General features: G+C 70.2%; 18 protein-coding genes. 5 read left to right on the top strand and 13 right to left on the bottom strand.

Annotation, left to right across the window (positions count from 1 at the left end; all coding sequences use genetic code 11):
* Positions 1-4,176: a HAMP domain-containing protein gene (locus ACZ6SA_RS34650; RefSeq protein WP_465832945.1), complete on the bottom strand. Its 4,176-nt coding sequence runs from the start codon at positions 4,174-4,176 to the stop codon at positions 1-3.
* Positions 4,177-4,647: 471 nt separating this feature from the next.
* On the opposite strand from ACZ6SA_RS34650, the gene ACZ6SA_RS34655 reads away from it, so the two are divergent.
* Positions 4,648-5,838, top strand: coding sequence for a PP2C family protein-serine/threonine phosphatase (locus tag ACZ6SA_RS34655; RefSeq protein WP_347646100.1), 1,191 nt, complete (start codon positions 4,648-4,650; stop codon positions 5,836-5,838).
* A gap of 202 nt (positions 5,839-6,040) precedes the next feature.
* Here the strand turns inward: ACZ6SA_RS34655 and ACZ6SA_RS34660 are convergent, their stop codons facing one another.
* From ACZ6SA_RS34660 to rho, 3 genes are all read right to left on the bottom strand, one after another.
* Positions 6,041-7,807 (bottom strand): S9 family peptidase, encoded by a 1,767-nt coding sequence (locus ACZ6SA_RS34660; RefSeq protein WP_347646101.1) that lies wholly within the window; start codon positions 7,805-7,807, stop codon positions 6,041-6,043.
* A 142-nt stretch (positions 7,808-7,949) separates the two neighbouring features.
* Entirely contained in the window at positions 7,950-8,981 is a 1,032-nt protein-coding gene (locus tag ACZ6SA_RS34665; RefSeq protein WP_465832948.1) for a putative RNA methyltransferase, read from the bottom strand.
* A 23-nt stretch (positions 8,982-9,004) separates the two neighbouring features.
* Positions 9,005-10,108: a transcription termination factor Rho gene (gene rho / locus ACZ6SA_RS34670; protein ID WP_465832950.1), complete on the bottom strand. Its 1,104-nt coding sequence runs from the start codon at positions 10,106-10,108 to the stop codon at positions 9,005-9,007.
* 393 nt (positions 10,109-10,501) lie between these two features.
* Here rho and ACZ6SA_RS34675 point away from each other — a divergent pair, with 393 nt between their 5' ends.
* Both ACZ6SA_RS34675 and ACZ6SA_RS34680 read left to right on the top strand, forming a co-directional pair.
* Complete coding sequence (locus ACZ6SA_RS34675; protein WP_347646104.1) at positions 10,502-10,642, top strand: hypothetical protein; 141 nt, start codon at positions 10,502-10,504, stop codon at positions 10,640-10,642.
* A gap of 21 nt (positions 10,643-10,663) precedes the next feature.
* Complete coding sequence (locus tag ACZ6SA_RS34680) at positions 10,664-11,473, top strand: MBL fold metallo-hydrolase (protein WP_465832952.1); 810 nt, start codon at positions 10,664-10,666, stop codon at positions 11,471-11,473.
* On the opposite strand, the gene ACZ6SA_RS34685 is transcribed toward ACZ6SA_RS34680, so the two are convergent.
* The gene (locus ACZ6SA_RS34685) at positions 11,460-13,361 is read right to left on the bottom strand and encodes a sensor histidine kinase (protein ID WP_465832954.1); all 1,902 of its coding nucleotides are present in this window, start codon (positions 13,359-13,361) and stop codon (positions 11,460-11,462) included. The two genes, ACZ6SA_RS34680 and ACZ6SA_RS34685, sit on opposite strands and share 14 nt — an antisense overlap.
* A 62-nt stretch (positions 13,362-13,423) precedes the next feature.
* On the opposite strand from ACZ6SA_RS34685, the gene ACZ6SA_RS34690 reads away from it, so the two are divergent.
* Complete coding sequence (locus ACZ6SA_RS34690; RefSeq protein ID WP_347646107.1) at positions 13,424-13,849, top strand: hypothetical protein; 426 nt, start codon at positions 13,424-13,426, stop codon at positions 13,847-13,849.
* A gap of 6 nt (positions 13,850-13,855) precedes the next feature.
* Here the strand turns inward: ACZ6SA_RS34690 and ACZ6SA_RS34695 are convergent, their stop codons facing one another.
* On the bottom strand, positions 13,856-14,212 hold the full coding sequence (locus ACZ6SA_RS34695; RefSeq protein WP_347646108.1) for a hypothetical protein: 357 nt from the start codon (positions 14,210-14,212) through the stop codon (positions 13,856-13,858).
* 76 nt (positions 14,213-14,288) lie between these two features.
* On the opposite strand from ACZ6SA_RS34695, the gene ACZ6SA_RS34700 reads away from it, so the two are divergent.
* Complete coding sequence (locus ACZ6SA_RS34700; protein ID WP_465832957.1) at positions 14,289-14,816, top strand: DUF6886 family protein; 528 nt, start codon at positions 14,289-14,291, stop codon at positions 14,814-14,816.
* Here ACZ6SA_RS34700 and ACZ6SA_RS34705 read toward each other — a convergent pair.
* The 7 genes from ACZ6SA_RS34705 to xylA form a co-directional block, all read right to left on the bottom strand.
* Positions 14,791-15,753 carry a ketopantoate reductase family protein gene (locus ACZ6SA_RS34705; RefSeq protein WP_465832959.1) on the bottom strand — a complete coding sequence of 321 codons (963 nt, stop codon included), beginning with the start codon at positions 15,751-15,753 and terminating at the stop codon, positions 14,791-14,793. The genes ACZ6SA_RS34700 and ACZ6SA_RS34705 overlap by 26 nt on opposite strands.
* Before the next feature lie 41 nt (positions 15,754-15,794).
* Positions 15,795-16,523, bottom strand: a complete 729-nt coding sequence (locus ACZ6SA_RS34710) for a glycosyltransferase family 2 protein (RefSeq protein WP_443154269.1) — start codon at positions 16,521-16,523, stop codon at positions 15,795-15,797.
* A 63-nt stretch (positions 16,524-16,586) separates the two neighbouring features.
* A complete protein-coding gene (locus tag ACZ6SA_RS34715; protein ID WP_465832961.1) occupies positions 16,587-17,126 on the bottom strand; it encodes an AAA family ATPase in 540 nt (179 codons plus the stop codon).
* Positions 17,123-18,724 (bottom strand): lysine--tRNA ligase, encoded by a 1,602-nt coding sequence (gene lysS, locus ACZ6SA_RS34720; protein ID WP_465832963.1) that lies wholly within the window; start codon positions 18,722-18,724, stop codon positions 17,123-17,125. The genes ACZ6SA_RS34715 and lysS overlap by 4 nt, the downstream gene beginning before the upstream one ends.
* Before the next feature lie 218 nt (positions 18,725-18,942).
* On the bottom strand, positions 18,943-20,046 hold the full coding sequence (locus ACZ6SA_RS34725; RefSeq protein ID WP_347646114.1) for a Gfo/Idh/MocA family protein: 1,104 nt from the start codon (positions 20,044-20,046) through the stop codon (positions 18,943-18,945).
* Positions 20,043-20,786 (bottom strand): sugar phosphate isomerase/epimerase family protein, encoded by a 744-nt coding sequence (locus tag ACZ6SA_RS34730; protein ID WP_347646115.1) that lies wholly within the window; start codon positions 20,784-20,786, stop codon positions 20,043-20,045. The genes ACZ6SA_RS34725 and ACZ6SA_RS34730 overlap by 4 nt, the downstream gene beginning before the upstream one ends.
* A complete protein-coding gene (gene xylA, locus ACZ6SA_RS34735) occupies positions 20,783-21,934 on the bottom strand; it encodes a xylose isomerase (protein ID WP_347646116.1) in 1,152 nt (383 codons plus the stop codon). Before xylA ends, ACZ6SA_RS34730 begins: the two co-directional genes overlap by 4 nt.
* Positions 21,935-21,937: the final 3 nt, after the last annotated feature.

Here is a 21,937-nt window from a genome sequence, read left to right on the forward strand (position 1 = left end):
TCACGACCCTTCGGCTGGTGAGTCGGACGCGGCGCCGCGTCCGCGGCTGAGCCAGCCGCGCAGGCGTTCGAGCAGGCGGTCCACGTCGACCGGCTTGGGCACGTAGTCGGACGCGCCCGAGGCGATGCTCTTCTCCCGGTCGCCCCGCATGACCTTGGCCGTGAGCGCGATGATCGGCAGATCGGCGAACTGGGGCATGCGCCGGATCGCCGACGTCGTTGCCCAGCCGTCCATCTCCGGCATCATGATGTCCATCAGCACGAGCGCGACGTCCTCGTTCCGTTCGAGCTGCTCGATCCCCTCACGACCGTTTTCAGCGTAGACGACCGTGGAACCATGTCGCTCCAGCACGCTCGTCAGCGCGAAGACGTTGCGGATGTCGTCGTCGACGATGAGGATCTTCGCGCCGGCGAGCGGATCGTCGCCCTGCCACTGCGCGGGCGTCTCGGTCGGCGTCTCGACCAGCTCGGGCAACGGCAGGTCGAGCGGCATCGGCGGCTCGGGCGCCGGCGACGTGGGCTCCTCCGCCGGCTTGGTCATGAGCTGCCTGCGCGCGGCGCCGCCGTCGGTCACGGCCAGCGGGCCGGTGTAGGAGGCCGGCAGGTAGAGGGTGAACGTGCTGCCCTTGCCGAGCTCGCTGTCGACGTGGATCTCGCCGCCGAGCAGCCGGGCGATGTCGCGGCAGATGGCCAGGCCCAGGCCCGTGCCGCCGTATTTGCGGCTCGTGGTGCCGTCGGCCTGCCGGAACGCCTCGAAGATGACGTCCCGCTTGTCGGGGGCGATGCCGATGCCGGTGTCGATCACCTGGAAGGCGAGCAGGTCGTCGGCGTCGTGCAGGGTGTCGTCGTCGAACTGCACCCCGGTGGGCGGGGTGGAGATGCGCAGCTTCACCTCGCCCCGCGGCGTGAACTTCACCGCGTTGGAGAGCAGGTTGCGCAGCACCTGTTGCAGGCGCTGCTCGTCGGCGCGCAGCTCCTGCGGCACGTCGGGCGCGACCTCGACGCTGAACGACAGCCCCTTGTCCTGTGCCAGCGGCGCGAACGCCGCCTCCAGCAGGTCGACCATCTTGGGCAGCGACACCTGGATGGGGTGGATGTCCATCCGGCCCGCCTCGACCTTCGACAGGTCGAGCATGTCGTTGATGAGCTGGAGCAGCGCCGAGCCCGCGCTGTGGATCGTACGGGCGAACTCGACCTGCTGCGAGGTCAGGTTGCCCTCGGCGTTCTCGGTCAGCAGCTTGGCCAGCACCAGCAGGCTGTTGAGCGGCGTGCGCAGCTCGTGAGACATGTTGGCGAGGAACTCGGACTTGTAGCGCGAGGACACCGCGAGCTGCTCGGCGCGCTCCTCCAGGGTGCGGCGGGCCTGCTCGATCTGGAAGTTCTGGATCTCGATCGCGCGGTTCTGCTTGGCCAGCAGCGCCGCCTTGTCCTCAAGCTCGGCGTTGGACCTGCGCAACTCCTCCTGCTGGCGCTGCAGCTCGTCGGAGCGCTCCTGCAGCTCCCTGGTGAGCCGCTGCGACTCGGTCAGCAGGTCTTCGGTGCGGGAATTGGCGATGATCGTGTTCATCGTGACGCCGATGGTCTCGACGAGCTGCGTCAGGAAGTCGAGGTGCACCTCGCCGAACGGCGTGAACGAGGCCAGCTCGAGCGCGCCGAGCACCCGGCTTTCGAACAGGATGGGCAGCACGACGATCTGCGCGGGCGTGGACCTGCTGAGCCCGCTGTCGATGGTGATGAACTCCGGCGGGACGTCGTCGAGGATGATGTGCCGGCCCTCGGCCGCCGCCTGGCCGACGATGCCCTGGCCGATCGCGAAGCGCTGGCGCGGCCCCCGGTCGGGGCGCACGCCGTAGCCGCCGATCAGCATCAGCTCGTGGTCGCCTTCCGGGTCGATGCTGTAGAAGGCGCCGTAGCGGGCCGACACCAGCGGGGTCAGCTCGCTCATCGTGAGCTTGGCGACCTCGAGGAGGTCGCGGTGGCCCTGCATGAGCCTGGAGATGCGGGCCAGGTTGGACTTGAGCCAGTCCTGTTCCTGGTTGGCCTGGGTGGTCTCGCGGAGGTTGGCCACCATCGAGTTGATGTAGTCCTTCAGCTCCGCCAGCTCGCCCTGCGCCTCGACGGCGATGGAGCGGGTGAGGTCGCCGCGCGCCACGGCGCTGGTCACGGTGGCGATGGCGCGCACCTGCGTGGTGAGGTTGCCGGCCAGCTCGTTGACGCTCTCGGTGAGCCGCTTCCACGTGCCCTCGACGCCCTCGACGCGGGCCTGGCCGCCGAGCTGGCCTTCCGAGCCGACCTCGCGGGCGACTCGGGTGACCTCGGAGGCGAACGACGACAGCTGGTCGACCATGCGGTTGATGGTGGTCTTCAGCGCGAGGATCTCGCCCTGGGCGTCGACGTCGATCTTGCGGGTGAGGTCGCCGTTGGCGACCGCGGTGGTCACCTCGGCGATGTTGCGCACCTGGTAGGTCAGGTTGTTGGCCATGAAGTTGACGTTGTCGGTGAGGTCTTTCCAGACGCCCGACACGCCCTGCACCCGGGCCTGGCCGCCCAGCTGCCCCTGCGTGCCCACCTCACGGGCGACGCGGGTGACCTCGTCGGCGAAGGACGACAGCTGGTCGACCATGGTGTTCAGGGTGTCCTTCAGCTGGAGGATCTCGCCCTGCGCGTCGACGGTGATCTTCCTGGACAGGTTGCCCTGCGCCACCGCGGCCGAGACCGCCGCGATCTGGCGCACCTGCGAGGTCAGGTTGTTGGCCATGGAGTTGACGTTGTCGGTGAGGTCCTTCCAGACCCCGGACACGCCGCGCACCTGTGCCTGGCCGCCGAGCTGGCCCTCGGTGCCCACCTCGCGGGCGACGCGGGTCACCTCGGAGGCGAACAACGACAACTGCTCGACCATCGTGTTCATGGTCGACTTGAGCTCGAGGATCTCGCCCTGGGCGTCGACGTCGATCTTGCGGGTGAGGTCGCCGTTGGCGACGGCCGTGGTCACCTGGGCGATGTTGCGCACCTGGTAGGTCAGGTTGTTGGCCATCGAGTTGACGTTGTCGGTGAGGTCTTTCCAGACGCCCGACACGCCCTTCACCTCGGCGCGGCCGCCCAGCTTGCCCTCGGTGCCCACCTCGCGGGCGACGCGGGTGACCTCGTCGGCGAAGGACGACAGCTGGTCGACCATGGTGTTCAGGGTGTCCTTCAGCTGGAGGATCTCGCCCTGCGCGTCAACGGTGATCTTCTTCGACAGGTTGCCCTGGGCCACCGCCGTCGCCACGGTCGCGATGCTGCGCACCTGGGAGGTGAGGTTGTTGGCCATGAAGTTGACGTTGTCGGTGAGGTCTTCCCAGACCCCGGACACGCCGGGCACCTGCGCCTGGCCGCCGAGCTGGCCCTCGGTGCCCACCTCGCGGGCGACTCGCGTCACCTCTTCCGCGAAGCCGGAGAGCTGGTCGACCATCGTGTTGACGGTGTTCTTCAGCTCGAACATCTCGCCCACCGCGTCGACCGTCACCTTGCGGCTCAGGTCGCCCTTGGCCACCGCGGTGGTCACGACCGCGATGTCGCGCACCTGCGCGGCCACGCGGGACGACATCGTGTTGACGGCCTCGGTGAGGTCGCGCCAGCTGCCCGACATGCCCCGCAGGTTGGCCGAGCCGCCCAGCCGGCCCTCCGTGCCCGCTTCGCGCGCGACCCTCGTCACCTCGGTGTTGAACAGCGCGAGCTGGTCGACCATGCCGTTGATGGCCTTGCCCAGCCGCCGCACCTCGCCGCGCGCCGTGCGGTCGAGGTCGATGCGTCGTGACAGATCGCCCTTGGCCACCGCGTCGATGACGTCGGCCGCGCCGCTCACCGGGCTGACCAGCGCGTCGATCAGGATGTTGACCGACTCGACGCTCTCCGCCCAGGCGCCGACGCCGGGACCGGGGGTCAGCCGCTCCCCGAATCGGCCTTCCTTGACGACTTCCTTGCGTACGCGTGTGAGCTCGTTGGAGAGATGCTCGCGCCGGTCGGCCACTTCGTTGAGCAGCAGCCGCACCTCGCTGAGTATCCCGGGAGGGGCATGAGGGACCCGTCGCCGGAAGTCGCCGTCCCGCCAGGAGAACAGGGTCTCCAGGATGGGAACGAGATCCGACTCGGTGTACGTCCTCTCCTCCGGGGTTAGCGTGGCTTTGGCCGTGGTCATGGGGCCTCCTTCACTCGCGGCGTGCTCCGGCGAGTGATTCAAGTCTGTCACGATGAGTAGCTCGTAGTCCTGTCCTTGGATTTACCCCAAGTCAACGGGAAGTGTGGTAGGCACGTTGGGATGACTGCTTCTCCCCATGCGGTGCTCGCTGCGACGTTCGCGCCGGGCGGGACCGCTGTGACCGCTGCGATGAGGTTCACGCGCGAGGTGATGACCGCGTGGGCCACCGGTGGCGTGCTCCACACCGCGGAGCAGGTCGCGGGGGACTTGGCGGAGCAAGTCGCTGACGAGCCGTTTGAGGTGATTTGGAAGCATTTTGGGGACGCCGTACAGGTCGAGTTGCGGCAGCAAAACCTCTCCCAGAGTGATCCAAAGGCTCCTTCCGCGAATGTCGAAGAGTGGGGAGTCACCTTCGCGGGTGATTCCCGTGTCCACTGGGCTAGGATCACGGTACCCGGCTCGGCGGACAGAGTGGCAGCCGAATGGCTGGAAGAAAGTTCCAGGGGTCCCCATTGGCTGGGGTTCCTCGCCGACGCGAGTGACCTGCTGGCGGGCACGCTCGATCCCGACATGGTCCCCGCGATCGTCGCCCAGGTCGTGGTGCCGAGGCTGTCCAGCTGGTGCGCCGTCTACACCTCCGACAACGCCGTGGGCCCGCTGCGGCTGGTCTACCTCTGGCACGCCGACGAGGCCAGGATCGACGGCCTGCGCGAGCAGCTCGACGGCATGGACGTCGACGGCGCCGACACCGGGGCCACCTCCGCGTTCCACGTGAACGACTCGCACGTCCTCGCGGTGCCGCTCACGGCGCGCGGCCGCAGCCTCGGCATGATGTGCCTGGGCCGCCCCGACCGCTTCCCCGACGAGGTCATCCAGTTCGCCGAGGACATCGGCAGGCGCGCCGCGCTCGCCATGGACAACGCCAGGCTCTACGCCCAGCAGGCGGCCGCCAACCGCGCGCTCCAGCGCAGCCTGCTGCCGCCCAACGAGCCCGAGGTCCCCGGCCTCGACTACGGCGTCATCTACGAACCCGCCGGCGAGGCCAACGAGGTCGGCGGCGACTTCTACGACCTGTTCAAGGCGGGCGACGGGTCGTGGCGCTTCGCGATCGGCGACGTCTGCGGCACCGGCCCCGAGGCCGCCGCCGTGACCGGCCTCGCCCGCCACACGCTGCGGCTGCTCGCCAGGGAGGGGTACGGCGTGGCGGCCGTGCTCGGCCGGCTCAACCAGGCGATCCTCGAGGAGGGCGAGCGGGCCAGGTTCCTCACGTTGTTGCACGGCGAGATCACGCCGGTGGAGACCGGGCTGGAGTTGCGCCTGGTGTCGGCGGGTCACCCCGAGGCGCTGCGGCTCAAGGGCGGCAAGGTGGAGGCGGTGACCACCCCGCAGTCGCTGCTGGGGGTCTTCAACGAGGTGACGTTCGAGGCCGACACGATCCGCCTCGACCATGGCGACGTGCTGCTGGCGGTGACCGACGGGGTGACCGAGCGGCGCTCCGGCGGGCGGCTGCTCGACGACGACGGCGGCCTGGCCAAGCTGCTGGCCGAGTGCGCGGGACTGTCGGCCAGAGCGGTGGCCGAGCGCATCCGCAGGGGTGCGGCCGACTTCGCCTCCGAGCCGAGCGCCGACGACCTGGCGATCGTGGTGTTGCGCGCCCGCTAGCACGTCAGGCCGGCGGTCGTGGTGCTGCGCGGCCGCCGGCACGTCAGGCCGGCGATCGTGGCGCGCGTCCGCTGGCACGACAACGCGGCGATCGTGGAGCTCCAAGTACGCCCTTCCGGCTCGGCGGTGGCGTGATGGTGGCAGCCGGGAAGCCCGACGATCAAGCGACGGAGTCGCCCAACTTCTTACGACATGTCAGTGGTTAGTGCAGTTTGACGTGCTTTCGGGCGAAATCGAGTTGGCACGCGAGCTGGGCGATGCGCTCCGAGACCAGGAGCGAGCTCGCGGCGGCGTCGTAGGCGTAGACCTCGTGATCGCGCCCGTGCTCGGCCAGCTTGGCCACGTACTTCTCGATCTGGCGCATCGGGCAGCGGGCGTCGTTCTCGCCCGCCAGGATCAGCAGCGGGCTCTGCACCTGCTCGACGTAGGTGATGGGGGAGCTGGCCGCGTACCGCTCGGGCTGCTCGTCGGGTGAGCCGCCGAACAACGCCCGATGGTAGGCCCGCAGGCTCTCCGCCTCGTCCTCGTACGACGTCTGGTGGCAGGCCAGCGGCACCGCGGCGATGCCGGCCGCCCACAGGTCGGGCTGGGTGCCGAGGCCGAGCAGCGTGAGATAGCCGCCCCAGCCCGAGCCCGCGAGCACCGTCCGGCCGGGGTCGGAGATGCCGCGCTCGACCACGCACCGGTGCACGGCGGCCACGTCGGCCAGCTCGGTGTGCCCGACGTCGCCGCGGAGCGCGTCACGCCAGGCCGACCCGTAGCCGGTCGAGCCGCGGTAGTTGACCCGCACCACCGCGAACCCGGCGTCCACCCAGGCCGCGACCTCGGGTGAGAAGGCGTCGCGGTCGTGTGCCGCCGGCCCGCCGTGCAGCAGGAAGATCGTCGGGTAGGGCGAGGTGCCGGTCTCCGGCCTGCTGACCAGCGCGTGGATGCGGCCGCCCTCGCCCTCGACGTCGAGGTCCTCCACGGGGACGCTCGGAGGGGCGGGCGGGCCGCTGGAGTTGACCACGACCTGGTCGTTGCTCGACCGGATGACCGGCGGATGGGAGGCGCTCGACCAGGAGTATTCGACATGGCCGCCGGGCCGCGGGGCGGCGTCGTCGATCACGCCGTGCGGCGTCTCGATGAGCTTCAGCACGCCGCCGGCCAGGTCGTAGCGGTGCAGGTGGCTGCGGGCGCGGTCGTCGCGCAGGATGAGCAGGCCGCGGCCGTCGTCGTACCACTCGGCTGCCAGGTCGCCGGAGTCCCGCAGCCAGATCTCGCGCTGCTCGCCGGTCACCGGGTCCCACACCAGTGGCTCGTGGCGCCGGCGGCGCTCGTGCAGGGCGAGCAGGCGGCGGTCGCCCATGACCGGGGCGAAGGTGAGGCCGAGGACCCCCTTGCCGGGGCCGTCGTGGAGCTCGCCGACCGTGTCGCCGTCGGGGCGGACGACGCGCAGCGCCGGGTGCCGGTAGTCGGCGTACTCGCCGTGGTTGATGGCGATCAGGGAGCCGTCGAGTGACATGTCGGTCACCCAGTTGGCCTCGGGGTGCTCGTACAGGAGCGTGGCAGGCTCGCCGGCGCGTACCAGGTGGATGCGGAACGCTCCGCCGCTGGCCAGGCTGATCGCCGCGACGCCTGTCGCGGACAGCGCGATCCCGCCGGGCTGGCCGGGCGGGATGCCGGGCGCGACCGGCTCGTCGGGGCCGCCGTTGAACGGCTGGCGCCACCACGAGCCGAACTCGTCGCCCTCGGTGTCGGCGAACCAGTAGATCCACTGGCCGGTCGGGTCGATGGCGGCGTACACCGCGCCCCTGGGCCGGTCGGTGACCTGGCGGGTGGAGCCCGACACGCGGTCCCACGCGTAGACCTGCCAGGTGCCGGTGGCGTTGGAACGGTAGATGGAGCGGTTGGGGGCCTGCCGGGCCCAGGACGGCAGCGTCATGCGCGAGGCCCGGAACCTGGCCTGCCAGCGTTCCTCCGCCTTCATCCGGCGCGCTCCCTCCCTGAAGTCCTTCGCCTCGGGGCGATGGATGTCGTCCAGTATTGCGCCTGTGCCGGGGAAATACTTAGGAAATGTGGGGGAATTTCGGACTAAATGCCCCATCAGTAACATCGGCCACGTGGGCCCGTCAAGGAACGGGACTTGATCGGGGGACGGGTTCATAGATAGACAGGTGAAACGCCGCGTGCGTCGTTACTTTATGACGTCCTTTCGCGACGTTATGGGAGATAAATGAGGCAATTCGCTCATCGAGCGTAGTCGCATCGGTATGCCACGCACTCGGGCCCATTCCGATCACCTGGGCGATGTCATCGTGCCCCAACTCCATCTCGAACTCCACCGAACGCCGCTCGCGCTCGGCGAACCCCTCCAGGCTCCGGGCCACCCTGCGCTCCTTCTCGTCGTCCACGGAGAGCAGGCCCAGCTCCTCGACCAGCGGGCTCAGATGAGCCCTCGCGGGAGTGACGACCACCGCGACGCCGCCGGGCCGCAGAATCCTGCCGAACTCCGGCCCGTTCCTGGGCGCGAACACGTCGATCACCACATCGGCCACCCCATCCCGGATCGGGAGGGGCCGCCACACGTCGGCCACGAACGCTCCCGCCCTCGGATGCACCCGCGCCGCCCGGCGCACAGCGTGCTTCGACACATCGAATGCCATCCCGATGCCATCGGTCACCGCGTTGAGCGTGGCCGCCAGGTAGTGCCCGGTGCCCGCTCCTGCGTCGACGATCACCGGCGCGGCCCTGCCCTCCGCGCGACGACCCTCGACGATCTCCGGCCCCTGCCCGGGGCCGGCCGGCCCCGGGCCGTCACCGGCCTCCATTTGCGCCCCACGGTACGCCCTCAGCTCGGCGCCGTCACTCGTTTCCGTGGAGGACTCATGTTCTGCCCGCCGCGTGACATGCGCCCGCACGGTTTGCGCCACGGCGTCCGCCAAAGGGGCATAGTGCCCCGCGTCCAGGAAACCGGCCCGCGCGGCCACCATCGCGGCGGTGTCGGCGGTGCCCGGCGGCCTGGAGCCGACCAGGAGGCTGACGTATCCCTGCCTGGCCATGTCGAACGTGTGCCCCTGCGCGCACCGCACCGTGGCCGCGTCGATCCGCAGCCCCGCACGGCACACGGGACAACTCAGACAGTCGACGATGTCAGCCAGCATGCGCCCATTCTGGTGCACGCACGTCACGCGCTCGCTTCCAGGAGGAACGCGGCGTTGGACGGGGTGGCGCGGAGCTTGCCGACGAGCATCTCGAGCCCCTGCTGCTTCTCCTGCGTGGTGAGCATCCGGCGCAGCCGCCAGATGACCTGCCGCTCCTGCGGGTGCAGCAGGATCTCCTCCCGCCGGGTGCCCGATGCGTCCAGGTCGACGGCCGGGAACAACCGCCGCTCGGCCAGCTCGCGGGTCAGGTGCAGCTCCATGTTGCCCGTGCCCTTGAACTCCTCGTACAGGCTGTTGTCCATCCGCGAGCCGGTGTCCACCAGCGCGGTGGCGAGGATGGTGAGGGAGCCGCCGCCCTCGACGTTACGGGCGGCGCCGAAGAAGCGTTTGGGCGGGTAGAGGGCGGTCGCGTCGATGCCGCCGGTGAGCACGCGTCCCCCGCCGGGCGCCAGGTTGTTGTACGCGCGCCCGAGCCGCGTCAGCGAGTCGAGCAGCAGCACCACGTCCTGCCCCGCCTCGACGAGCCGCTTGGCCCGTTCGACGGCCAGCTCGGCGAGGGCGGCGTGGTCGCGGTCGGGGTGGTCGAAGGTGGAGGAGAAGACCTCGCCGTCGATGGTGGCGCGCATCTCGGTGACCTCCTCTGGCCGCTCGCCGACCAGGAGGACCATGAGGTGCACCTCGGGGTGGTTGCGGGAGATCCCGGCGGCCAGCGCCTGCATCGCCATGGTCTTGCCGGCCTTGGGCGGCGCCACGATCAGGCCGCGCTGCCCCTTGCCGATGGGGGCGAACAGGTCGATGACGCGCGTGCTGAGCGACTCCGTCTCGATGCTGAGCCGTTCTGTCGGGTGGATCGGTGTCAGGTCGGCGAAGCGGGGGCGGTCCCGCCATTGTGCGGCGCCGTTGACGGACTCGACACCGACCAGCTTGTTGCCGGCGAGGGTGGCGGTCACGTGGTCGCCGGGACGCAGGTCGTACTGGCGGAGCTTGTCGGGTGTGAGGCGTACGTCGCCCGGTCCTGGCAGATGGCCGGCCCGGAGAAATGCGGATTTTTCGCGTACGTCCAGAAGGCCGGTCACATGCCGGACCGACGTGGAGGCACGCTGCCGCGGAATGGTTTGCACAGACATGATGGACCCCTCAGGGGAATGCGCCGAACCCGTAACGGGTTGGCAGAGAAAGGAACACGAGCCGGGCCCCCGTGAAGCGGGGCGGGGCTGTGAGATGAGGATCAGCGGAGCCTGAGCTCAACGCTGGTTGGGAACATACCACACCATCTGGCCCATGCAACGCCTAGCCCGCTCGGACTATTCCCGGGCCGTTCCCGTGTCTTGACCGGCGAACGCCGGGTGGACGCGTGACAATGTTCTTCTCGACACCGCGGGGCGAGGAAAATTACCGCGCTCGGTGTACCGAAGGACACAACTCCCATCGACGCAGCGGCGTCATATCTAGTGGCATGCAGGATCCCTGCAACTCGATGGGGGTTCCATGAAGGCGAAGAGAGAATCTGGGGGAGCATCATGAAGACCGTCAACTGCCCGCGGTGCCACAACGAGCTCGACGAAGGCCCGATCATGTACAGGTGCGCCCGCTGCCGCCGCGCCGTCTTCGCCGCCGACGTCGAGAACGAATACGTCCCGGGCGAGCCGGTCGCCGCCTGAGCGACGGCGTAGCCTTACCGGGTGCCGCACCGACCGATCACCGTGTCCGGCGTCGACGTGACCCCGCTCTGCGACGCCGTCGGCCCCATGGGCCCCGCCATCCGACGCCCGCTCGACGAGATGTTCGCCGGCTCGGGCCTGCCCGACGAGCCCTGGGTCCTGCACTTCCACTGCTACCTGCTGCGTGACGCGGCCGGCCGCCTGACGCTGGTCGACACCGGCATCGGCGGCGTCGACTCACCGGCGGCCAGCTGGGCGCCGGTCCCCGGCACGCTGGCCGGCGAGCTCGCCGCCGTGGGCGTGTCGCCCGCCGACATCGGCACCGTCATCCTGACCCACCTGCACGGCGACCACGCCTCGGGCGCGGTCGCGGACGGCAGGCCCGCGTTCGAGAACGCCCGCTACGTGCTCCAGCGCGCCGAGCTCGACGCCGCCGCCGGCCCGATGCTCGACGACGTCGTCACCACGATCAAGGATCAGCTGCACGTCGTCGAGGGCGACGCGGACGTCGCGCCGGGCGTGCGCGTGCACCTCGCACCCGGCCACACCCCCGGACACCAGATCGCCAGGGCCGGCGACGTGGCCATGACCGGCGACCTCGTACTCCACCCGGTGCAGCTGGACGATCCGAGCCTGCGCTACCTCTACGACGGCGACCAGGAGGCAGCCGCGCGCACCCGCGCGGAGACCCTCGCCGCGCTCCGCGCCGAGCGGGCGATCCTCGCCACCGCGCACTTCAGCGAGCCGTTCCTGCGCCTGGCACCGGCCGGCGCGACGCCTGTCACCGGCCCTCTCACTGACCCGGCCACTAGGCCCGTCACCGGCCGCTGAGCACCGGCTGGCCGGCCAGCAGCGACGAAGGCAGGGCGACCATCGCGGTCAGCCCGCCGTACGGCGAGGGCGCCAGGGTGACCTTGATGCCGTGCCTGGACGCGAGCCTGCCGACCACGAACAGGCCGAGCCGGTCGCTCTGCGCCAGGTCGAACTCCGGCACCGTCGACAGCCGCTCGTTGAGCTCGTCGAGCTCGACGCGGGGCAGGCCGAGGCCGCGGTCCTCGATCTCGATCATGAGGCCGTGCGCGGTGCTGGAGCTGCGCACGTCCACCTTGGTCTGCGGCGGGGAGAAGAGAGTGGCGTTCTCCACCAGCTCGGCCACCAGGTGGGCCACGTCCGTGACCACCGAGCCCAGCAGGGAGACCGGCGGCGGCTGGAGCACCTCGACCCGCTCGTACTCCTCGACCTCCGCGACGGCCGCGCGCAACACGTCGTGCACCGGCACCGGGTTGCGCCAGCCGCGCCCCGGAGCCTGGTCGGACAGGATGATGAGGCTCTCCGCGTGCCGGCGCATGCGGGTGGTGAGGTGGTCGAGCTTGAACAGGTCCGCAAGCGTCTCCGGCTCCTCGGTGGCCCGCTCCATGCTGTCGAGCTGCAGCAGCTGCCGGTGCAGCAGCGACTGGTTGCGCCTGGCCAGGTTCACGAAGACCTGGCTGACGCCGTGCCGTAGCTTGGCCTGGCCCAGCGCGGCCTCGACGGCCGTGGACTGCACCTCGTTGAACGCCTGGACGATGTCGCTCACCTCGGAGGTGCTGGTCCTGACCTTCAGCGGCGCCACCTCCTCGGGCTTGGGCGGGTCGACGTTCTTGCGCAGCCGCCTGACCAGCTCGGCCAGCCGTACCTCGGCCAGCTCCGTGGCGGCGTCGCGGAGCCCGGCCAGCTCGCTCACCAGGCGCCTGCGGAAGCGCAGCGAGAGCACGATCGAGGCGATGACGGCGATCAGGCCCACGCCGCCCGCCACGCCGAGCTTGACCAGCATGCCGATGGCCGTCGGCGTGACCCGGGCGGTGATGCCCCGCACGGCCGCGCTCTGGTTGTCCTCGACGGCCTGCCACAGGTTCTGTGCGTCGACGGGCCAGGTGGCCGCCGTGGGCGGCAGGCCGATGGCGGCGGTCCGGGTGCGGATGGTGTCCTCGGTGCGGACGAACTCCCGGTAGACCGGCGACGCGGACAACCGCTCGTACGGGCCGCGCAGTTCGTCGTCGAGGTGGGAGAGCGCCTGGGAGTAGAGCAGCCGCCTGGTGGCGACCATGGCCGTGAACGCCCCCCGCTCCCTGGGCTCCACCTTGCCCTTGGCGAGCACCACCGCGATCACGGCCTGCTCCCTGGACAACATGTCCTTGGCCTCGCCGAGCATCGTGATCGCCCTGGCCTGCTTGTAGAGGGACATGTCGGGCACCAGCACCATGGCGTCGTACATGCGGAAGGACGCGTCGACGATCTGGCTGTAGCCCTCGACGATGTCGAGCGGCGCGGCCGTGCCGCCGTCGACCGCGCGCCTGAGGTCGGGGAGCCCGCCGAGCTTGGTGTTCAGCGCGTTGAGCTGCGTGGTCATGGCGGGGGTCAGGTCCTGTTGGACCCTGGCCAGCCTGCGGAACGTGGCCATGGCCTGGTCGGTGGACTTGCGCTGCTGGGCCACCTTGCCGGCGCCCTTGCCCGTGGCCAGGAACTGCGTCGAGACGAGCCGCTCGTTCTGCAGGTGGATGTTGACCTGCTCCGACGGGATGGCCAGGTTGCCCGCCAGGTCGTTGATCGCCAGCAGCCGGACGCCGTCGCCGCCGGTCAGTCCCGCGGCGAACGCCCACAGGCCCACGAGGGACAGCAGCGGGACGAGGAGGAGGATGAGGATTTTCAGCGCGATGGGGCGGCCACGCGTGGGGGGCATGCGACCTCCGGGTGCATGATGAGATCGCCTCGCAGAGTACACCCCCCTTTGGAAGGATTTCTGTGCGTCTCCCGCGTTCTTTTTCGGGCTGGACCATCGCGGTCTTCGGCTTCCTCGCCTTCGCCCTCGGCCTGCTCGGTCTGATCTCTCCTGACACCCTGCTGGTCATGCTGGGTTTCGAGGTGCTCGACACCAGGCCGACGGGGGACTACACGCTGGTCTACATGGCCGCTTCGTCGATGGCTGCGGTCAACATGGGCGTCTACTACGTCTTCGCGGCCTCGGCGAACTACACCCCGTTCTTCCGCTGGACGGTGCCGTTCCGGCTGGTGACGTTCGCGGTGTTCACCACGCTGGTGCTGACGGGCGCGGCGCCGGCCAAGTTCTTCGGCGTCGGGCTCTGGGAAGGGCTCGGCGCGCTGATCACGGGGTTCGCGCTCTGGCGTGAGGGCAACCTGCTACCCGCACGCCAGAGCGTGAACGCCTGACCGGCGTCACGGACGCGTGTCCTGGGGTCCGCGCGACACGAGGCGGTCACCGGAGGAGCCGTCGCGTTCGAGCTTGCGTTCCAGATCGCGTTTCTCGTCCTCCAGCCGGGCCACCCGGCTGGAAGCCTCGGCCTTGGCGCTGCGGAGCCTGCGGCGCTGCCTGGCGGTCCTGCGGGACCCCGAGCCGATCAGCCAGAACCCCGCGAGCAGGACGGCCGCGACGGCCGTCCCCGCGAGGAACATCTCCAGGTGACTGGGCTCGAAGGTGTATCCGAACAGGATGTACCTGGCGCTCTCCTCGGTGAGGACCAGCGCGACGGCGGCGCCGGCGAGCAGGACCAGAAGCACACCTAAAAAGATCATCCAAACTCACCCCTTGTCGTCAGAGCGGGTTTTCCCCTGCCCTGGCGGCGGCGGGATATGCGCCATGATGGTCATCATGAGACCTGGACCGGGCGAGGTGCTGCACTTCTCCGAGGACCCGACCATCGAACGGTTCGTGCCGCATGTCGCGCCGACGTCCGTACGGACCGAGCCCTACGTGTGGGCGGTCGGCCACGACCGGTGCCCCGACTACTGGTTTCCCCGCGACTGCCCCCGGGCGATGGCGTGGGCCGGCCCGCGCACCTCCCAGGAGGACCTCGACCGGATCGTCGGCGTGGGCTGCGGCGAGCGGGTCCACGCCGTCGAGTACGGCTGGCTGCGGGCCATCATGGACGTCCGGCTCTACGCTTACCGGCTCCCGGCCGACGACTTCAAGCCCATCGGCGATCCGCCGCACGCCGTGGTCGCGACGGTTCCCGTGGCGCCGTTGGGTCCGCCCGAGCCGGTCTCCGACCTGTTCGAGCTGCACGAGGAGGCCGGCATCCAGCTCAGGGTGATGGCCGACCTGTGGCCGTTCTGGAACGAGGTGACGGCGAGCACGCTGGAGTTCAGCGGGATCAGGATGCGCAACGCTCGTCGATGAGCGCTCGCAGCGTTTCCAACCGCATCGAGCCGGGCGGCAGCTTCTCGCGGGCGGCGCTGTTGGCCTCGCGCCGCAGGACCTCGTTGACGGGGGTGGGCACGCCGTGCAGCCGGCCGAGCAGGACGATCTCGCCGTTGAGGTAGTCGGCCTCGATCGAGCCGCTGCCCCTGGCCAGGCTCTGCCACGACGACCCGCCGCCGCGCTGGGCGCCCTCGACCGGGCGGATGTCGACCCGCCGGCCGCGCACCTCGGCTTCCTCCTCGTTCGTCGAGTACGCGATGCCGGCCGTGTCGAGCACGGCCATGGCCTCCACCCTGGCCCGCGTGACCACCTCGGCGACTCCGTCCACGCGGCCGAGCAGCGCCTCGACGGCGTTGCCCAGGTTGCCGATCAGCTTGCCGTGCTTCCAGCGCATCACGTCGGGGACGGCCAGCCCGACGAGTCCGTGCTTGCCGAGGTCGGTGGCGATCTGCTCGGTGAGTTCGTCCACACCCTGTGGATAGCGGCCGACGTGCAGCATGCCGGAGTACGGGTGGCCGTTCGCGGTCACCACGCCGGGCCGCAGATGTTCGGCGGGCAACCACACGCACATGCCGTGGACGTGCTCGAACCGCCGCAGGGCCATGCGCTCGTTGGCGACGCCGTTCTGGGCGCAGACCACGGGCAGGCCGGTCGGCCACGGGTCGAGTGCGGCGATGGTGTCCTGCGACTTGGTGGCCAGGATCAGCACGTCGCCGTCGCGGGTGGGCACGGGGCCGTCGGCGGTGGGGATGTGGAGGGTTTCGGTGGAATCCGGGGTGATCAGGCGCAGGCCGTCACGTTTGAGCGCGTCGTGGTGGGCGCCTCTCGCGATGAGCAGAACGTCGTGGCCGCCTTGGAACAGGCGGGCCCCGATGGTTCCCCCGACTGCTCCCGCTCCGATCACTATGTAGCGCATTGTCAGAGAATGTCACTATTCACGTGGCGGGCGCCACCGGCTCACTTCGCCAGGGCCACCTGCGCCTGGGCCGTGACGGCGCTGCCGCGACCGCGCTCCCGCAGGATCGTTCTGAGCACGCGCCAGCCGTCGCGCAGCGCGTGCAGATTGCTCTCGCCGTGGATGCGGGAGCGCTCGTGGCTCGGGACCTCGCGGATGACGAGGCCGGCCTGGGCGGCCCTGACGTTCATCAGGGTCTCGATCTCGAACCCGTCGCAGTCGAGGTCGAGGGCGTCGAGGTGGCGGGTCCAGAAGGCGTTGTAGCCATAGCAGAGGTCGGTGTAGCGGGTGCCGTAGAGGAGGTTCGTCAGCCCGGTGAGGACCTTGTTGCCGAGCGAGCGGATCGGGCTGAGGTCGTCCGAGCCGCCACCAGGGGCGTACCTGGAGCCCTTGGCGAAGTCGGCGCCGTTGACGAGCGTGGCGACGAACGAGCGGATCTCCCGGCCGTTGGTGGAGCCGTCGGCGTCGATCATGACGATGATGTCGCCGCGTGCGGCCTGGAAACCCTCGATGAGGGCGTTGCCCTTGCCGCGCCGTGTCTGCGTGACGACCCGGAGGCCGGGGCGCAGCTCGCGCGCCACGGCGACGGTGTCGTCGGTCGAGTTGCCGTCGACGAGGATCACCTCGTCGATCCACTCGGGCAGCGTGGCGAACACGTGGGGGAGGTTGTCGGCCTCGTTCATCGCGGGAACGATGACGCTGACGCTGACGGCGAAAGGCTGGTTGTTCATGGCAGAAAAATCCCCCCTTTCGCATGCAGTTCACTTGACGATTCCTTGCATGGGTCAGGGTTCTTATCCATCGCCTCCTATTTGAGCCTCTCTGACCCGAGAGATAATCTCGTTCACGGTTTCTTCCGGGCGCTGCCGGGAGGTGTCGAGCCACAGGCCGAGGCGCGGCGTCTCGTCGCGCAACACGGCGTCCAGCTGGGCAATCGTCCATCCGTCCGCGTATCCGCGCTTGCCGCGCGCCCGCTCGCGGCGCTCCACGGCCGCCGGGTCGGGAGCGAGAACGACGATCTGCAAAGGCCGAGAACGGACCATTTCCGTGAACCGCTCCAAATCCCCACCAATAACGACGTCCTGAACAATTGATGTGAATCCGGCTTCGCAATACATGTCCGCAGTATTCGCTGCAATGCGGTAACGAAGGTGGAGCTGGCGTTGCGCCTCGTCCGTCTCCTCCGGCGTCATCTCGGCGCGGCCGCCGACCACCATGCGCCGGAACACGTCGCCCCGCACGTGGGCGGAGCGCGGCAGCCGCTCGGCCAGGGCCTGCGCCACGGTGGACTTGCCGGCGGCCGAGATGCCGGTGATGAGGACGACGCCCCTCATGCGCCGACGAGCTTGCGCACCCGGTCGGCGCCGACGGCCATCAGCAGCGTGGGCAGCCTGGGGCCGGTCTCGCGGCCGACGAGCAGCTTGTAGAGCAGGGCGAAGAAGGCCCGCTGCGCCGCCTTCAGCTCCGGTGTCGCCTGGGCGTCGGCCGGCAGCCCGGCCTGGACCTTCGGCACGCCGTACACCAGCGCGGTGAGGCCCTCGATCGACCAGTCGTCGAGGCCGTCGGCCAGCAGCCGCAACGACTCGCGCGCGCCAGGGCCGAGCGAGTCGAGCAGCTCGTAGTCGGGAGTGCCGCGCACGCGGGTGCGCAGGTCGGGGGGCAGGTGGTCGTCGACCCAGCTCTGCGCCTTGTCCAGGCGCGGGCGGGCGTCGTCGAGCGAGCCGACCCCGTCGAGGTCGCGCAGGATGCGGATGGTCTGCCCGGCGTGCCCGGTCGTGATGTCGAGGACGGAGGCCAGCGTGCGGTAGGGGATCGGGTGCGGCGTGGCGGGCAGCGGGCCCGCGGCGGTGCTGACCGCGCGCCTGTGCGCGGCCAGCTCGGCCGGCTGGGCCTGCCCGGCGCCGACCTTGCGGCCCAGCGCGTCCCACTCGTCGTAGAGGCGCTGGATCTCCTGGTCGAAGGCGATCTTGAAGGACTGTGCGGGCTTGCGGCGGGCGTACAGCCAGCGCAGCACCGGCGCCTCCATGATCTCCAGGGCGTCGGCCGGGGTCGGCACGTCGCCCTTGGAGCTGCTCATCTTGGCCATTCCGGTGATGCCGACGAACGCGTACATGGGGCCGATCGGCTGCCGGCCGCCGAACACCTCGCCCACGATCTGCCCGCCGACGATCCAGGCGGAGCCGGGAGAGTGGTGGTCGACGCCGGACGGCTCGAAGATCACGCCCTCGTAGGCCCAGCGCATCGGCCAGTCGACCTTCCACACCAGCTTGCCGTGGTCGTGCTCGGCCAGCCGGACCGTCTCGCCGAAGCCGCACTCGCAGGTGTAGGCCAGCTCGGTGGTCTCGTCGTCGTAGGCGGTGACCGTCGTCAGGTCGCGCCCGCACAGGTCACAGTACGGTTTGTACGGAAAGTAGTCCTCGACCTGCTTCGAGCGGTAGCGCGACAGCACGGCGTCGATCGCCGCCCGCTCGCGCACCGCCCGCAGGATCTGCTCGCGGTAGGCGCCCGAGGTGTACTGCTCCGTCTGGCTGATGCCGCGACAGTCGACGCCCAGCTCCTTGAGAGCCTCGGCCATCGGCGCCTTGAAGTGCTCGGCCCAGTTGGCGTGCACGCTGCCGGGAGGGGCGGGCACCGAGGTCAGCGGCTTGCCGATGTGCTCGGCCCAGGACGGGTCGACGCCCGCAGGGACCCGGCGGAAGCGGTCGTAGTCGTCCCACGACAGCAGGTGGACGCAGTCGAGGCCGCGCCGGCGGATCTCGTCGGCGACCAGGTGGGGGGTCATGACCTCACGCAGGTTGCCCAGGTGGATCGGGCCCGACGGGCTCAACCCCGACGCGCAGACGATCGGTTTGCCCGGAGCGCGTCTCTCCGCCTCGGAGATCACCTCGTCCGCGAACCTGGAGACCCAGTCGGTCTCGGCACTTTCCGCCATCGCGCCATTCTTGCGGGTCCGGCCGGTTCAAGCCAACGCGATACCTCACGGGTCGGTCGCGCTGCTGCCTGCGATCCGGCTTGCCCGAGGGGGAGGGCGGGGTCTCGGTGGGGGCGCCGCAGCCGGCAAGCACGACCACGGCGGCCGCGGCGAGGAACGATCTTCTGGGCATGGCGCTAGACCATACTCCGTGCAACGGAGTATGGTCTAGCGCCGGATCAGGACAGGGTGGCCGCGTGCGGATCCCAGTCCGCCGGAAGCGGCTCCGGCGCGGTCGTGGTGGAGGAGATGGGACGGAACTCCGAACGCTCGCCCGACTGCGCGATCGACGACATGAGCTCCAGCACGTGGTAGGCCAGCTCGCCCGACGCCCGGTGCGGCGTGCCCGCGCGCAACGATCTGGCCAGGTCCAGCACGCCGATGCCGCGGCTCACCGTCGTGCCAGACACGGGCAGCTCGCGCCAGTCCGTCTCGCGCGGGCCGCGGGCCAGCAGCGGGCCCTCGAACGTGTTGGGATCGGGAAGCGACAGCGCGCCCTCGGTGCCGATGACCTCGATCATCCTGCGGTTGATGGGCGAGTCGAAGCTGAACGTCGCCGTCGCCGTGGCGGCGCCGGGGAAGTCCAGCAGGGCGTTGACGTGGGTGGGGACATCGACGGGGAAGGCCGTGCCCGCCTTGGGCCCTGACCCGACGACGCGCTGCTCGCGGGCCTTGCGGGTGCCGGCCGCGACCCGCTTGACCGGGCCGAACAGGGACACGAGGGCGGTCAGGTAGTAGGGGCCGAGGTCGAAGAGCGGGCCCCCGCCGGGCTGGTAGAAGAACTCGGGGTTGGGGTGCCACGACTCGGGGCCTAAGCTCTGCGTGGCCGCCGCGACCGCGACCGGCGTGCCGATGAGGCCGGAGCGCAGGGCGTGCAGGGTCGACTGGAGCCCGGCGCCCAGGAACGTGTCGGGGGCGCAACCGAGGCGCAGGCCCCGGTTGGCGGCCTCGGCCATGACCTTGGCGCCCTCGTCCATGTCCATGGCGAAGGGCTTCTCGCCGTACACGTGCTTGCCGGCGCGCAGGGCCTCCAGCGCGACGGCCGCGTGCGCCGACGGGACCGTGAGGTTGACCACGATCTCCACCTCGGGCAGCGCGAGCGCCGTGCCGAGGTCGCCGGAGACGGGAACGCCGTGTTCGCGGGCGACGGTCGCGGCCCGGTCGGCGTCGAGGTCCGCGACGGCGAGCACGCGCACGTCGGGGAAGGCGGTGAGGTTGCGGAGGTACTGGCCACTGATGACTCCGGCGCCGACCAGGGCGACGCCGACGGGGCCGTTGCTCAAAGGCTCTCCAAGGAGGTGAGATAGGCGTGGCTGTCCGCCAGGGCGGCGAAGATGTCGGTGGCGCACTCGTCGAGCTCGACGACGCGCCAGGCGTCAGGGGCCGCGGCGAGGATCTCCGGCACGGGCATGACACCCCTGCCGACCGCGGTGTGCGGCTCGCCCTTGACCACCGGGCCGTCCTTGACGTGCAGCGCGATCACGCGCTCCCCCAGGCGGCCGAGCAGGGCGGGCACGTCGGCGCCGCCGACCGCCGCCCAGTAGGTGTCGATCTGCAGGAACACCTCGGGAGCCAGCCGGTCGGCCAGCACCTCGATGGCGTGCCGGCCGTCGATCTTCGGCTCGAGCTCCCACCAGTGGTTGTGGTAGCCGACCCGCATCCCGTGCCCGGCCGCCTGCTCGGCCAGGCCGTTCAACAGGTCGGCCGTTCGGGCGATGCCGTCGGCGGTGGTGAACTCCTCGTGCGCGATCCCGGCGGGGACGATCACCAGATCGGTGCCGAGCGTGGCGACCGCGTCGAAGACCTCGGCGGGCTCCTGCCGGAGCAGCGCGCCCGCGTGCGTGCTCGACACGCGCAACCCCAGGTCGTCGGCTACCTGGCGGAAACCCTTGGGGTCGGAGGTGGGGTCGTACGGCTCGACCGCGGTGTAGCCGATCTCCGAGATCCGCCTGAGCACGTCGTCGCGGCCCGCGGCCAGCGGCTCCCTGACGGTGTAGAGCTGGACACTGACGGGTTTCGTCATCCGCGTACCCCCATGAGGTGCTCGAGCGCGAGCTGGTTCAGCCGGGTGAAGTGGAAGCCGCGCTCGGCCGCGGCCTCGGGGTCGAAGTCGTCCTTGGCCAGGTCGGTCCACGTCTCGCCGGCCGCGAGGGTGGGCTGGGCGAGCTCGTCCACGCGGGAGGCGCGCAGGGCCTCCCGCACTTCGGGGTCGGCCCGGTAGGCGCGCGACTTCTCCTTGAGGATGAGGTAGGTCCGCATGTTCGCCGCCGCCGAGACCCACACGTCCTCGCGGTCCTCGGTGCGCAGCGGCTTGTAGTCGAAGTGCCGGGGGCCGTCGTAGCCGCCGTTCTCCAGCAGGTCGACCAGGAAGAACGCGCTCTTCAGGTCGCCGTGGCCGAAGACCAGGTCCTGGTCGTACTTCGGCCCGTGCTGGCCGTTGAGGTCGATGTGGAAGAGCTTGCCGTGCCACAGCGCCTGGGCGATGCCGTGCACGAAGTTGAGCCCGGCCATCTGCTCGTGGCCGACCTCGGGGTTGAGGCCCACCATCTCGGGGTGCTCCAGCTCGTTGATCAGCGCCAGGGCGTGGCCGATCGTGGGCAGCAGGATGTCGCCGCGGGGCTCGTTGGGCTTGGGCTCCAGGGCGAAGCGCAGGTCGTAGCCGCGGTCGCGGACGTACGAGCAGAGCAGGTCCAGGCCCTCCTTGTAGCGCTCCATGGCCGCCTTGACGTCCTTGGCGGCGTCGGACTCGGCGCCCTCGCGGCCGCCCCAGCACACGTACGTCTTCGCGCCCAGCGAGGCGGCCAGGTCGATGTTGCGCATGACCTTGCGCAGGGCGTAGCGCCGCACGTCGCGGTCGTTGCTGGTGAACGCGCCGTCCTTGAAGACCGGGTGGGTGAACAGGTTGGTGGTGGCCATCGGCACCTTCATGCCGGTCTCGTCGAGGGCCTTCCTGAACGCCGCGATGGCCTTGTCCCGGTCGGGTTCGACCGCGAGGAGGTCGTCGTCGTGGAAGGTGACGCCGTGCGCGCCGAGCTCGGCCAGGCGGTGCACGCTCTCGACCGGGTCGAGCGGCGGCCTGGAGGCGTCGCCGAACGGGTCGCGGGCCTGCCATCCGACGGTCCAGAGGCCGAAGGTGAAGCGGTCGTCGGGGGTGGGTGTGAATGCGGTCATGGT

It is taken from the genome of Nonomuraea sp. NPDC049378 (genome assembly GCF_055586745.1).

Coding starts and splice junctions, on each gene's coding strand:
- ACZ6SA_RS34685 (WP_465832954.1), bottom strand. CDS start 13,361: ATGCCCCCCACGCGTGGCCGCCCCATCGCGCTGAAAATCCTCATCCTC.
- ACZ6SA_RS34665 (WP_465832948.1), bottom strand. CDS start 8,981: ATGCTGGCTGACATCGTCGACTGTCTGAGTTGTCCCGTGTGCCGTGCG.
- rho (WP_465832950.1), bottom strand. CDS start 10,108: ATGTCTGTGCAAACCATTCCGCGGCAGCGTGCCTCCACGTCGGTCCGG.
- ACZ6SA_RS34715 (WP_465832961.1), bottom strand. CDS start 17,126: ATGAGGGGCGTCGTCCTCATCACCGGCATCTCGGCCGCCGGCAAGTCC.
- ACZ6SA_RS34650 (WP_465832945.1), bottom strand. CDS start 4,176: ATGACCACGGCCAAAGCCACGCTAACCCCGGAGGAGAGGACGTACACC.
- ACZ6SA_RS34700 (WP_465832957.1), top strand. CDS start 14,289: ATGAGACCTGGACCGGGCGAGGTGCTGCACTTCTCCGAGGACCCGACC.
- ACZ6SA_RS34695 (WP_347646108.1), bottom strand. CDS start 14,212: ATGATCTTTTTAGGTGTGCTTCTGGTCCTGCTCGCCGGCGCCGCCGTC.
- ACZ6SA_RS34730 (WP_347646115.1), bottom strand. CDS start 20,786: ATGACGAAACCCGTCAGTGTCCAGCTCTACACCGTCAGGGAGCCGCTG.
- ACZ6SA_RS34675 (WP_347646104.1), top strand. CDS start 10,502: ATGAAGACCGTCAACTGCCCGCGGTGCCACAACGAGCTCGACGAAGGC.
- ACZ6SA_RS34705 (WP_465832959.1), bottom strand. CDS start 15,753: ATGCGCTACATAGTGATCGGAGCGGGAGCAGTCGGGGGAACCATCGGG.
- ACZ6SA_RS34660 (WP_347646101.1), bottom strand. CDS start 7,807: ATGAAGGCGGAGGAACGCTGGCAGGCCAGGTTCCGGGCCTCGCGCATG.
- xylA (WP_347646116.1), bottom strand. CDS start 21,934: ATGACCGCATTCACACCCACCCCCGACGACCGCTTCACCTTCGGCCTC.
- lysS (WP_465832963.1), bottom strand. CDS start 18,724: ATGGCGGAAAGTGCCGAGACCGACTGGGTCTCCAGGTTCGCGGACGAG.
- ACZ6SA_RS34710 (WP_443154269.1), bottom strand. CDS start 16,523: ATGAACAACCAGCCTTTCGCCGTCAGCGTCAGCGTCATCGTTCCCGCG.